Source organism: Actinopolymorpha sp. B11F2 (assembly GCF_040195635.1).
In the GTDB taxonomy this organism is placed as follows: Bacteria; Actinomycetota; Actinomycetes; order Propionibacteriales; family Actinopolymorphaceae; genus Thermasporomyces.
In genome coordinates, this window is record NZ_JBEFTX010000010.1 from 35,625 (window position 1) to 48,193 (window position 12,569).

Below are 12,569 nucleotides of genomic sequence, written 5' to 3' on the forward strand. Positions count from 1 at the left end.
AGAATGCTCGCCCGGCTCCGTCCTGTCCATGACACGTCGAACTCAGGGAGGACTCACCGTGCAGAAACCGAAGATCGTCTCGCCCAGGGAGTGGCAGCTGGCCCGCGACGAGCTCCTCCGGGGCGAGAAGGAAGCCACCCGCGCTCAGGACAGGCTCGCCGCACAGCGCCGCCGCCTGCCGATGGTCAAGTTCACCAACGGGTACGCGTTCGACACACCCGACGGCACCAGGTCCTTGCTCGACCTGTTCGAAGGCAGGGGGCAACTGGTCGTCTACCAGTTCATGGACAACGGGCCGGACCGTTACTGCCCAGGCTGCACATGGTTCACGAACAACGTTCCTGCGGCCGGCCTGGTCGGGCTGGCCGAGCGCGGAGTCGCGTGGGCCACCGTGTCGAACATGCCGCTCGCCCAGATCGAGGCGTACAAGGAACGGATGGGCTGGACGGTGCCGTTCGTGTCGTCACACGGCACCGCGTTCGCGGACGACTGCGGCGTCGGTGGCGGCTTCATGCTCAGTGTTTTCCTCCGCGACGGCGAGGACATCTACCGGACCTACAACACCACCTCCCGCGGTGTTGACCGGCTCCTGTTCGCCCACAGCGTCCTCGACCTGACCCCGTACGGCCGGCAGGAGGACTGGGAGGACTCCCCACCCGGCTGGCCGCAGCGCCCCACGTACGGTTGACGCCAAACGCCGGCCGCGCGCTACCGGCCCTCGCGGCGGGCGCGGGCCCGGCGCTTGCCCTCATGCATCGCCTGGACGCGGGCGACCGGGATCGCGCGGCCCTCCTCGACCAGTTCGGCGCTCAGGCGCTGTGGCTCGGGCATGTGGGCGGCCCACGGGTCGTCGTCGCCGAGCAACCGCGGGGCCGTACGCAGGGTGAAGTCGCCCGGCGTGATCCGGTCGAGGTCGTCCCAACCCACCGGGAACGAGACCGGGACGCCCGGCCGCAGGCGCGGACTGTACGCCGCCACCACCGTGGCCCCACCGGCCCGGGTCGAGTCGAGGAACACCTTGCCGCCACGGTCCTCCCGGATGAACGCCGTCGTGGCGAGTGCCGGGTCGAGTCGTTCGGCCCGGGCCGCGATGGCCCGCGTGGCAGCGGCCGCCTCCTCGGTGCTCACCTGCTCGTCCAGCGGTACGAAGACGTGCAGCCCCTTCGCCCCGCTGGTCTTCACCGCGCCCACCAGGTCGAGGTCGGCCAGCGCTTGGCGGACCAGGCGCGCCGCGCCGACGACCTGTGCGAACGCGTCACCGTCCGGCGGGTCGAGGTCGAGGACGAGATGGGTCGGGTGGTGCAGCCCTTCGGCAAGGACCAGGGTCGGGTGGTATTCGACCGCCCGCTGGTTGGCGAACCACAGCAGCGTGCGCCGGTCGTTGCACAGTGCGTACGCCACCTCGCGTTGGGACGATTCCGCCCACAACTTGACCGTGCGTACCCACGACGGCGTGTACTTCGGGACGTTCTTCTGCATGAACGGCGCCTGGCCACGCAGGACGCGCACCACGGACAGCGGCCGGTCGGTCAGCACCCGGACGAGGCGGTCGCCGATGGTGTCCAGATAGTCCACCAGGTCCCGCTTCGTCGCGTTGTCGCCAGCGAGCAACGGCTGGTCGAGGTTGGTCAGCGAAACCCCGTCGCGCTCCTCACCGCCGCTCATCGCCGATCACCTTCCCAGTTTCCCTGCCCGCCAGCGATGAGTTCGGCCGGCTCGAACAGTCACCACTCACGTGCGGCGCCTTAGCTGCCTGGAACGAGGAGACCACATGACGGACGCACAAAGCCAGCCGAAGGTCGACACGCTGGACGGCCCACCGACCGGCACCACCGAGGGCCGGTGATTCTCGTGTGCCCACTGTGTATCGCGACCATCGGCGCCCTGGCCTCCGGCGCGGCGGTCTTCCTCAAGAAGGTCCGCGCCAGAACGGACAACGCACCAACCGGAAAGGACCCGTCGGCGGGAAATTTCTCGGCGAGGCCTGTCGATTGTGGTCCGGGCCGTTCGTCATGGTCCTGACGAGGCCGGACCGGCCCTGAACGATCGATCACCCGGAGGTGGGAGATGAGTCTTCCCGAGGTTGTGTCCCGCGAGGAGTGGCTGGCCGCACGCAGGGACCTGCTGGTGCGGGAGAAGCAGTCGACCCGCGAACGCGATGCGCTGAACGCCGACCGACGGCGGCTGCCGATGGTGCGAATCGACAAGGAGTACGTCTTCGAGGGGGAGACCGGCAAGGCCAGCCTGCCGGATCTGTTCGAGGACAACAGGCAGCTCATCATCTACCACGCGATGTTCGACCCGTCGTGGGAGAAGGCCTGCCCCGGCTGCACAGCGACCATGGACGAGTCCACCGACGGCCTGCTCGCCCACCTGAAGACACGTGACACCGCGTACGTGCGGGTTTCCCGTGCTCCCTATGGGAAGATCGCGGCGTTCCGGGCGGAGCGCGGGTGGACCTTCCCGTGGTATTCGTCGTACGGAAGCGACTTCAACTACGACTTCCACGTCACTCTCGACGCGGCGGTGACGCCGATCGAGTACAACTACCGGAGCCAGGCCGAACTCGTGGCGATCGACCCGGACTGGGCCGCGGAACGTTCGACCGAGATGCCCGGCTTCAGCTGCTTCCTGCGGGATGGCGACGCCATCTTCCACACGTACTCCACCTATGCGCGTGGCACCGAGGTGGCCAACGACAGCTACGCACTGCTCGACCTGACCGCGCTCGGCCGCCAGGAGGACTGGGAGGAGCCGGCGGGTCGCGCCGAGAACGCGCGTAAGGCCGACCCCACGTTTTCGTGACCGGGCGGTGCTGCTCTGCTTGACCGCGGCCGGGTCGCGGCGGACGCGCTGCGGCCGGGTCGCGGCGGACGCGCTGCGGCCGGGTCGCGGCGGACGCGCTGCGGCCGGGTCGCGGCGGACGCGCTGCGGCCGGGTCGCGGCGGACGCGCTGCGGCCGGGTCGCGGCGGAGGAAGAGGAGGAACGATGAAGTACCTGCTGTTGATCTGCAGCGAAACCGACCCGGCGGAGCTGGCCGAGAACGCTCCCGACGTCCAGGTCCGGGACGGCCAGTCGGTCGACGTCGGCGCTGGCCCCTGGGTCGAGGAGATGGACGGCCGGGGAGTCCGGCTGTTCGGCAGCCGGGTCCGGCCGCCTGCCGAGGCCACGACCGTACGCGTGCGGGACGGTGCCGTGCTGACCACCGACGGGCCGTACGCCGAGACCAAGGAATGGATGGCCGGCTTCGACGTCATCGAATGCGCCAACCTGGACGAGGCGATCGAGGTCGCCGCCAAGCACCCCGCAGCCCGGACCTCCATGATCGAGGTGCGCCAGTTCTGGACCGAATGAAACGCCCAACTCCGGTGGAGCTGAGCAGTTCCGAGCGGCCCACCCGCCGCCACGGTCTCCGTTCTGGGCGACTACGTGGCCGGCTTCACGACACCTGCCCGCTGTAGCCGAGTTGGGCGGAAACGCGGTCGGCGGCCGCGCGGGTCGCCTGACCCACCTCGCGCATGCGTACGGCGGTGAAACCCGCCTTCATTCCGGTCACGCTGATCCCCGCCACGCATGCGCCCGAATCATCACGGACGCCGCTGCCCACACAGAAGATGCCTTCGGCGTCCTCCTCGTCATCGACGGCGTACCCGAGTCGGCGGATCTCCTTCAGCTGCGCCAGCAGCGCCTCGCGGTCGGTGAGAGTGTGGGGAGTACGCGGGGGCAGTCCGCCCGCCGCGACGATGCGTTCGACCTCGGCGTCGGGGAGGTACGCCAGCATCGCCTTGCCGATCCCGGTGCAGTGCATCATCTCCCGTGCTCCCATGCGGAGATCGATGTGCACGTGGGCGGGTACGACGACGCGGTCGACGGAGACGGCGGAGTCGTTCTGGAGCACGGCGAGCCGGGCGGACAACCCCACGGTCTGCGTGAGCTCCCGCAGGACCGGCCGGGCAAGGTCGATGAGCGACAGTTGCTCGCGGGCGCGTTCGCCGAGCCGGGACAGGCCCATGCCGAGGCGGTAACGCCGGCTCTGACCTTCGCCATGGTCGGCCACGAGGCCGTGGGAGCGGAGAGTATGGAGGACTGAGAAGACGATGCTCTTCGACAGTCCGCACGCCTGCGCGATCTCGGTGACGCTCATCCCGTCGCTGGTGCCGTGCTCGGCGAGGACCTCGAGGACACCGATCGCGCGCACGACGCTGCGCACCGTGTAGCGGTCACCGTCGGCGCGCTGGGGCTGCGCTCGTGCCACCTCGGCGCCCCTCTTCCCTGAGTGATTGCGTACGACAGGTGATTCCGTACGACGACTCCTGAGTGATTCCGTACGACGATACGGGTCCGCCGGAGCCATTGACGGGCCGTCCGGAACGAGCATAGCCTGTTTTCCGAACGCCGTTCTGTTCTACCGAACGCAGATGCGCGGAGCAGCGAGCGCAGCCCGAACGCAGGAGGTGGCCCGGATGGCCGGGACCGCGGAGCCCGACCGTCAGTCCTCACGGGTCGCCGACCGCGCGCGTGCCGTGATCCCGGGCGGCGTCAACAGCGGCCAGCGGTGCGTGCCCGGCCTCGAGAACCTCGTGGTCGCCTCCACGTCGGGCGCGACGTTCACCGACACGACCGGGCGTACCTTCGTCGACTACCACGCGGCCTTCGGCCCGCCGCTGCTCGGCCACAATGATCCGGACGTCAACGCCGCGGTCACCTCCGCTCTTGGGCGCCTCGACCTGTGCGGCGTCGGCGTCACGGCCCAGGAGGTCGAGCTGGCCGAGACGGTGGCCGGTCTCGTTCCCTCGGTGGAGAAGCTGCTCCTCACGTCGACCGGCAGCGAGGCGACCTTCCACGCCCTGCGACTCGCGCGAGCGGTGACCGGACGCCGTTACGTCGTGAAGTTCCAGGGCTGCTACCACGGTTGGCACGACGCGGTCAGCCTCAACGTCATCTCGAGCGCCGATGCCGTGGGCCACAAGGACCCGATCTCCGCCGGCATCCTGCCCGAGGTGATCGAGGCCACGCTGGTAGCTGAGTTCAACGATGTCGACGGGCTGACCACGCTGTTCGACGCGCTCGGCCCGGACATCGCGGCAGTGATCCTCGAACCGATCCCGCACAATGTCGGTGCACTCCTGCCGGACCAGGCGTTCCTGCGGGCCTGCCGCGACCTGACCAGCCGGCACGGTGCCGTGCTCGTCTTCGACGAGGTCATCACCGGCTTCCGGCACGACCTCGGCGGCTACCAGGCGATCTCCGGAGTCACGCCCGACCTCACCACGTTGGGCAAGTCCATGGCCAACGGCCTTCCCGTGGCCGCGCTCGGCGGGCGCGCCGACCTCATGGACCAGCTCAGCTCACGTCCTGGTGCGCCGGTCTTCGCGGCTGGTACGTACAACGGACATCCGGCGATGGTCGCGGCGGCGACGGCGACGATCGCGAAGCTGCAGGACGAGCCGGTCCTCGCCCACGTCCACGCCCTCGGCGACAAGGTGCGCGCGGGGCTCCGCGAGGTCTGCGCCGATCTCGACATACCCGCAGTGGTCACCGGTTACGGCTCGGTCTTCCTCACCTACTTCATGGACACGCCACCCCGGACCTACCGCGATCTCCTTGCCAACGACACCGAGCTGTTCATCGGTTACCGGAACCACCTGCGCGACCATCTCATCTTCGAACTCCCGTTGAACCTCAAACGCAACCACCTGTCGTACGCCCACACCGAAAGCCACGTGGACCAGCTGATCGACGCCACCCGGCAGGCGTTGACTAAGGCCCTCACCAACCGACCGGCCGTGAGTGCGTCCGCCAGCACCATGGGCGGCATCGGTTCCACGACGTGACGCTGGAGCCCTTCCGAGGAGGCCAGCAGCTTCCCGAGGCGGGGACGTACGCCTGGAGACCGATCCGAACGCGCGAAGTGACCGACAGGTGGGAGCAGGAGCACCGATGGGCGACGACACGTGGGCACCACCCGGCTGGCAGGGAGAGGTCGGCGTCGGCCGGCGCGACATCACTCCGCCCACCGGCATCAGGGCGAAGAACTGGGGCGCCGCACTGACCGACGTCTCCACCGGCGCGCACCGCCCGCTCACCTTGACCGCCGTCGCCCTGCGGGCCGGCCCCGACGCCGAGCCGGTCGTGCTGATCACGGCCGACCTGTCGGTGTGGCGGCGCGCCGAGGACGAGTGGTACGTCCGCGGCGCGGTCCTGCAAGCCCATGCGCTGGACGCCACCAGGGTGATGCTGCACCTGGTCCACACCCACGCCAGTCCGGCGATTCACGCGTCCGAGGTGGACCAGCCAGGCGGTGCCGGCGTACCCGCCTATCTGGCCACGCTCCGCGATGCCGCGGTGGCGGCGACCGGCGAAGCGCTCGCCACCTGTGTTCCCGCCAGCATGACGGTAGCGACCGGACGCAGCAGCGTCGCCGCCATCCGCGACCTTCCCGCCGGCGATCGGTACGTCGTCGGGTTCAACCCGCGGGCGAGGGCCGACGACACCCTCATGGTCGCCCGGATCGCGGCGGCCGACGACGGCCGGGTGCTGGCCACGATCGTCAACTACGCCTGCCATCCCACGACCCTCGCGTGGGAGAACACCCTGGTCTCCGCCGACTATGTGGGCGGGCTGCGCGCGATCGTCGAGGACGGTACGGCCGGAGCGCCGTGCGTCTTCCTGCAGGGTGCGTCCGGTGACCTCGCCCCTCGCGAGCAGTACACCGGCGACACGAGCGTGGCGGACCGGCACGGGTTCGCGCTCGGCCACGCCGCCCTCGGCGCGTTGCAGACGATGCCCCCTCCCGCCCACGGGCTGGCGCTGGAGCGGATCGTCGAGTCCGGCGCGCCGCTCGCCGTCTGGCGGCCGCGCGCAGCCACCTGGCCGACGGGCGTCGTCGCCGACCGGACCGAGCTGTCGGTCCCCGTCAAACCCCTTCCCACGTTCGAAGAACTCGAACGCCGGTGGGCCGGCATCGACGCCCACGCCCGGACCGAACGCATCCGCCGGGCGATGGACCAGCGGGACAACCTCCCCACCGGTACGACGACCATCCAGCCGGTCTGGACGTGGCGGCTCGGCGACGTCGTGATGGTCGCGCAGCCGGGCGAGGCGTACTCCGTCTTCCAGCGCACGTTGCGGGAGCAGGTGCCCGAGGCGGCGGTCTTCGTCCTCAACCTCACCAACGGCCACAGCCTCGGTTACCTGCCGCCGCTGGATGCGTACGACCACGACATCTACCAGGTGTGGCAGACCGCCTACGGCGCCGGCACCCTCGAGCAGGTGACGAGCCACGCGGTGTCCCGCGCGAAGGAGTTGGTCTCGACCAGGTGACGGGCGGCGCGTGGACGCCGACCGCCGGACCAGTGCAGGTGTCGGACCGCCGTGCGCGGGTAACCCTGCGGTTGCAGGCGTCGGAACGAAAAGGGAGGAACCGTGGCCGAGACAGTCGGCGACTTCGTCCTCGGACGGCTCCGCGACTGGGGTGTCGAGCACGTGTTCGCCTACCCGGGCGACGGTATCAACGGCCTGGTCGCAGCGTTCGGTGAGGCGGACAACCAGCCACGCTTCATCCAGTCCCGCCACGAGGAGATGTCAGCTTTCCAGGCAGTCGGCTACGCGAAGTTCTCCGGCAGGGTCGGTGTCTGCATGGCGACCAGTGGGCCGGGAGCGATCCACCTGCTCAACGGTCTCTACGACGCCAAGCTCGACCATGTGCCGGTCGTCGCCATCGTCGGGCAGACCGCGCGCAGTGCGATGGGCGGAAGCTACCAGCAGGAGGTCGACCTGCAGGCGTTGTTCAAGGACGTCGCCAGTGACTACCTGGTCGAGGTCAACGTCGCCGAGCAGTTGCCCAACGCGCTCGACCGCGCGATCCGGACTGCCCAGGCCCGAAGGGCACCGACCGCGCTGATCATCCCGAACGACCTGCAGGAGGAGGAGTACTCCGCGCCCCAGCACGCGTTCAAGCACGTGCCGTCGAGTCCACCTGGGCCGGTCGACTCGCTGGTGACGCCACCGGACCGCGAGGTCGCCCGCGCCGCGGAGGTCCTCAACGCGGGTTCGAAGGTCGCCATGCTGATCGGCCAGGGCGCCCGTGGCGCCGTCGAGGAGGTCATGCGGGTCGCCGACATCACCGGCGCGGGAGTCGCGAAAGCCCTTCTGGGCAAGGACGTCCTGCCTGACGACCTGCCGTACGTGACGGGAGCCATCGGCCTGCTCGGCACCCGGCCGAGCTACGAACTCATGCGCGACTGCGACACGCTGCTGATCGTCGGCTCCAGCTTCCCGTACTCACAGTTCCTGCCGGAGTTCGACACCGCACGTGCGGTCCAGGTCGACCTCGACCCCAGCCTGATCGGGATGCGGTATCCGACCGAGGTCAACCTGGTCGGCGACGCCCATGCCGCGCTCGCCGCGCTGATCCCCCGACTGGAACGCAAGACCGACCGGTCCTGGCGGGAAGCGGTCGAGCGCAACGTGACCTCCTGGTGGGAAACCGTCGAGAAGCAGGCCATGCTCGACGCGCGCCCGGTGAACCCGATGCGGATCGTCTGGGAGCTGTCGCAGCGGATCCCCGACAACGCGATCGTCACCGCCGACTCCGGGTCGGCCGCCAACTGGTACGCCCGCGACCTGAAGATGCGTGGCCGGATGCGCGGGTCCCTGTCCGGCACGCTGGCCTCGATGGGGCCCGGTGTGCCGTACGCGATCGGAGCGAAGTTCGCCTGCCCCGACCGGCCGGTCGTCGCCCTGGTCGGTGACGGCGCGATGCAGATGAACGGCCTCGCCGAGCTGATCACCCTGGCGAAGTACTACGAACTCTGGGCCGACCCGCGCTGTGTCATCTGCGTCTTGCACAACAACGACCTCAACCAGGTCACCTGGGAGCTGCGGGCCATGGGCGGCGCGCCGAAGTTCGAGGAGTCGCAGACGATTCCCGACATCTCCTACGCCGACATCGCCCGCGGCTTCGGACTGGAGGCGGTGACCGTCGACTCACCGGACGACCTCGGCGCGGCATGGGAACGCTGCCTGCGGGCGGACCGGCCCGCCCTCCTGGACGTCCACTGTGATCCCGAGGTGCCGCCCATCCCGCCGCACGCGACCTGGGACCAGATCAAGGCGACCACCCAGTCGGTGTTGAAGGGCGACCCGGCGGCCTGGCACCTGATCGTGCAGGGAGCGAAGACGAAGCTCCAGGAGCTCACACCCGGGGGGCCATGAATCCCGAGCACCGTCCTGTGTCAGGAGACCGGGTCGAAAACGCGTCGCGCGTCCTGGCGCCGGCGATCTAGCCTGCGGATGTGACCGACCCGGACATGGCCGTGTTCGCCGGCGTGCGTTGGGCGGACCTGAACCATCGCGACTCTCGCGTACGGCTGGAGGCGCACGGCTGGACGCTGTGTGGAGAGGGCGACTGGGCGCTCGCGTTCCGTTCGCCCGGTGGCGGGCTGGCGGCACGGGTCAGTGCGTTCGAACCGTCGTACGCCTGGTTCGTCGAGCTCTGCCGCCGGATGGAGGGAAATCCGTACTTTCCCCGGATCGATCTCGTCTCCGAGCTCGAAGGCGGCGGCCACCTCGCGATCCTCGAGTTCCTCACCCAGGTCAGCGCGGATGAGGAGGCCGCGTTCCTCGCGCGCTGGAAGAGCGACGCCGACCCGGACCCTGATCTGCGGGCCGCCCGCGCGGCCACGGAGGAGCTGAACAAGCACTGCCAGGAGAACGTGCGGTTCTGGATGGGCATCGACATCGGCGACCACGTGATGCGGGCCGCCGACGGTCACCTCAAGTTGATCGACCTCCTGGGGGTGGGGGGTGGGCCGATGCTCGACCAGATGGAGGCGGACATGGGCGAGTTCCTCCGCGTCATCCCGCGAGAACGGTGCAGGTACATGCTCGAGATCCCGCACTTCTCCCGCGACTACGCCGCCGATGACCGGGCGCGGGTCGAAGCCGCCTTCGCGCGCGTCGACGTTCAGCGTCCGTAGCTGGCGAGGAGGTCGAGCAGCTCGCGCTCGCGGTCCGGGGCCAGGCCGGCGGAGCGGGTACGGTCCAGGCCCTGCGTACGCTCCCAGGCGAGCAGGTCGGTGAGGAGTTCCGCGCGGGGGCGATGCCGCAGGCCGGCCGCCACCGCCGCGGACCCGTCGCGAGCCGCGAATCCCTCCCAGCCCGGCTCCCGGATCCACATCGGCAGCGACACCGACCCACTCCACTCCTGCACGCCGTGCTCGGCGAGCCACGCCGGCTCGGCAGGAACGACCTTGCCGGTGTGCCCGCCGACCGCGCGGCACAGCTCGATCCATTCGTCGAACGTCACTGTCGGTCCGACCGCGTTGAAGACCCCGGCGGTCCCGGCGGACGCAGCACCCAGCAGCCAGTCGACCAGGTCCCGAATGTCGACCACCTGCGTCGGCGCGTCCGGCGTGGCGGGCACCAGCAGCGGGGTGTGGGGATCGCGTGCGCTCCGCGCCACCCAGTAGCCGGAGCGGTCGGTGTGGTCTCCCGGTCCGCCGATCAGTCCGGCTCGGGCGATCAGCAGCCGGTCGTCGAGGGCGTTGGCCGACGCCTGCTCGCAGGCCGCCTTCGCCTCGCCGTAGAGCGCGCGGTCGACCTCGTCCCGGTCGGTCGGGGCGAGAGTCTCCTCGCTCTCGTCGGCGCCGCGCGTCGCGTGGGAGCCGTAGACGTTGCCCGACGAGACGTAGGTCCAGTGCCGCGCCCGGTCCGCGAGTGCCGCCAGCGCGCTTCGTACCATGCCCGGCTGCCACGACACCTCGACCACGGCGTCCCAGTCTCGGCCGGCCACGGCGTCGTAGGCCCCTGGATGCCGCCGGTCGGCGGCGACCAGGTCCGCGCCCGCGGCAACCTCACCGCTCGTGCCGCGCGCCAGACACGTCACGGAGTGTCCCTGGTCGAGTGCCTGTCGCGCGACTTGCCGGCCGAGCCATGCGGTGCCGCCGAGGATCAGGATCTGCATGGCGTCCAGCCAATCCTGGTGGACGGCAGCCTGCCTAGTGGATTCGCTCAGAGCGGATCACCGGGGCCTTCCTGGCCGTCGGCGATGCCCTCTTCGTACGCCCGCAGCGTGTGGACGAACAGCCGGCGCTCGGCGGGGCTGAGTGGCTCGAGGGCGTTTCGCCAGGCGGTGGCGCCACGGGCGAGCCAGCCGTCGATCGCCGGTCGGTGCGCGTCGGCGATGCTCACGATCCGGCGCCGCCGGTCGTCGTCGTCCTCGTGCCGTTCGAGGATCCCCTGGCGGCTCAGCTCACCGACCATGAGGCTCACCGTCGCCGGCGCGACCTCCAGCCTGGTGGCGAGGTCGTTGACGGTCATGGGCCCGTCGAAGAGCAGGTAGGACAACAACGACAGATGGCGTGGCGCCAGGGAGAACCCCCGCAGCTCGTCGGGGATCCGAGCGCGCTTCGCGCGCCCGACGATCCGCGGCAGGAGCAGGATCAGCGCGCGGACAGCGTCGTCGACACCCAGCCCTGGGTCGGCAGCGACTCTCCGTTTCCGGGTTGACACCCCACCAGCCTCCATTTACCTTCGGTCTAAGAGTAGTTTTGCTATCAAAGCCAATTGACTCTGTGTCGACAGCAATCCTGACGAGGAGTATCCCAGTGCCCGACGACCGACCTCCAGCGCACGACTCCCTCCAGCAGCAGGTGATCGACGAGTTCCGCTCCCGAGGAGGAGTAGTGGGCGGCCGCTTCGAAGGCACCTCACTCCTCCTGCTCACGACGGGGGGTGCGCGGACGGGCAGGCCACACACCACGCCGGCCACCTATGCCCGCGACGGCGACCGGCTCGTGATCTTCGCCTCCAACGCGGGCGGGCCGAGGAACCCCGACTGGTACCACAACCTGCTCGCCGACCCGAATGTCGTCGTCGAGATCGGCGAGCAGGGCGAGGTGCGCACCCACCTGGTCCTGGCGGAGCCGCTCCACGGCGAGGAACGCGACCGGCTCTACGCGCTGCAGGCACAACGGGTCCCCGCGTACGCCGAGTACCAGGCGATGACGTCGCGCAGGATCCCCGTCGTCGCCCTCCGCCCGGTGGACCTGACCGGCGGCGCGGACCGCGTGACGGCGATCGGCGCGCAGCTGACCCAGGTCCACCAGGAGCTACGACGTGCACTCGACGACCTCCGCTCCCGAGCGGACGACCTGGTGGCCGGCCGCCAGGCTCCGGCCGACGGGGCGCACGACGGGCACAGCCTGGACGGCGTGCTGCTGGAGCACTGCCTGAGCTTCTGTGCCGCCCTCCACATGCACCACCTCCGCGAGGACGGCGGGTTCACCGCCTTCGAGACGGAGGTGCCCGGCGTCGCGCCCCTGGTCGACCGGCTGCGCCGGGAGCATCGGGTGGTGGGGCAGACCCTGACGCGGCTGCGGGAGCTGGTGGCACGGCTTGGTTCCACTCCGGGCGCGGCGGACGCCGTCACCATGCGGGCCGAGCTCGAGCAGCTCGCCGTGAACCTGGAGGAACACTTCCGCTACGAGGAGGAGAGCCTGATCCCGGCGCTGGCGGCGGCCGTGCGGGCGTAGGCAGCAGTCGGCTCGGCAGGAGATCGCACGGT

General features: G+C 70.0%; 12 protein-coding genes. 8 read left to right on the forward strand and 4 right to left on the reverse strand.

Going from position 1 to position 12,569, the window contains the following annotated elements:
- Nucleotides 1–58: 58 nt before the first annotated feature.
- On the forward strand, nt 59–688 hold the full coding sequence (locus tag ABN034_RS18755; RefSeq protein ID WP_349692273.1) for a DUF899 domain-containing protein: 630 nt from the start codon (nt 59–61) through the stop codon (nt 686–688).
- A 20-nt stretch (nt 689–708) separates the two neighbouring features.
- Here ABN034_RS18755 and ligD read toward each other — a convergent pair whose 3' ends face one another.
- Complete coding sequence (gene ligD / locus ABN034_RS18760) at nt 709–1,665, reverse strand: non-homologous end-joining DNA ligase (protein WP_349692274.1); 957 nt, start codon at nt 1,663–1,665, stop codon at nt 709–711.
- A 402-nt stretch (nt 1,666–2,067) separates the two neighbouring features.
- Between ligD and ABN034_RS18765 the strand changes: the two genes are divergently transcribed.
- On the forward strand, nt 2,068–2,805 hold the full coding sequence (locus ABN034_RS18765; protein ID WP_349692275.1) for a DUF899 domain-containing protein: 738 nt from the start codon (nt 2,068–2,070) through the stop codon (nt 2,803–2,805).
- Between the two features lie 184 nt (nt 2,806–2,989).
- A complete protein-coding gene (locus ABN034_RS18770) occupies nt 2,990–3,355 on the forward strand; it encodes a YciI family protein (protein ID WP_349692276.1) in 366 nt (121 codons plus the stop codon).
- Between the two features lie 85 nt (nt 3,356–3,440).
- On the opposite strand, the gene ABN034_RS18775 is transcribed toward ABN034_RS18770, so the two are convergent.
- Complete coding sequence (locus ABN034_RS18775) at nt 3,441–4,256, reverse strand: IclR family transcriptional regulator (protein ID WP_349692277.1); 816 nt, start codon at nt 4,254–4,256, stop codon at nt 3,441–3,443.
- A 208-nt stretch (nt 4,257–4,464) separates the two neighbouring features.
- On the opposite strand from ABN034_RS18775, the gene ABN034_RS18780 reads away from it, so the two are divergent.
- The 4 genes from ABN034_RS18780 (at nt 4,465) to ABN034_RS18795 (ending at nt 9,981) form a co-directional block, all read left to right on the forward strand.
- Nucleotides 4,465–5,835, forward strand: a complete 1,371-nt coding sequence (locus ABN034_RS18780) for an aspartate aminotransferase family protein (protein ID WP_349692278.1) — start codon at nt 4,465–4,467, stop codon at nt 5,833–5,835.
- A 106-nt stretch (nt 5,836–5,941) separates the two neighbouring features.
- A complete protein-coding gene (locus tag ABN034_RS18785) occupies nt 5,942–7,324 on the forward strand; it encodes a hypothetical protein (RefSeq protein WP_349692279.1) in 1,383 nt (460 codons plus the stop codon).
- 102 nt (nt 7,325–7,426) lie between these two features.
- Nucleotides 7,427–9,217 carry a thiamine pyrophosphate-requiring protein gene (locus ABN034_RS18790; RefSeq protein ID WP_349692280.1) on the forward strand — a complete coding sequence of 597 codons (1,791 nt, stop codon included), beginning with the start codon at nt 7,427–7,429 and terminating at the stop codon, nt 9,215–9,217.
- Between the two features lie 80 nt (nt 9,218–9,297).
- Entirely contained in the window at nt 9,298–9,981 is a 684-nt protein-coding gene (locus ABN034_RS18795; protein ID WP_349692281.1) for a hypothetical protein, read from the forward strand.
- Here ABN034_RS18795 and ABN034_RS18800 read toward each other — a convergent pair.
- Nucleotides 9,969–10,967 (reverse strand): NAD-dependent epimerase/dehydratase family protein, encoded by a 999-nt coding sequence (locus tag ABN034_RS18800; RefSeq protein ID WP_349692282.1) that lies wholly within the window; start codon nt 10,965–10,967, stop codon nt 9,969–9,971. The two genes, ABN034_RS18795 and ABN034_RS18800, sit on opposite strands and share 13 nt — an antisense overlap.
- Before the next feature lie 47 nt (nt 10,968–11,014).
- Nucleotides 11,015–11,515 (reverse strand): MarR family winged helix-turn-helix transcriptional regulator, encoded by a 501-nt coding sequence (locus ABN034_RS18805; protein ID WP_349692283.1) that lies wholly within the window; start codon nt 11,513–11,515, stop codon nt 11,015–11,017.
- A 95-nt stretch (nt 11,516–11,610) separates the two neighbouring features.
- Between ABN034_RS18805 and ABN034_RS18810 the strand changes: the two genes are divergently transcribed.
- Nucleotides 11,611–12,537: a nitroreductase/quinone reductase family protein gene (locus ABN034_RS18810; RefSeq protein ID WP_349692284.1), complete on the forward strand. Its 927-nt coding sequence runs from the start codon at nt 11,611–11,613 to the stop codon at nt 12,535–12,537.
- Nucleotides 12,538–12,569 lie beyond the last annotated feature (32 nt).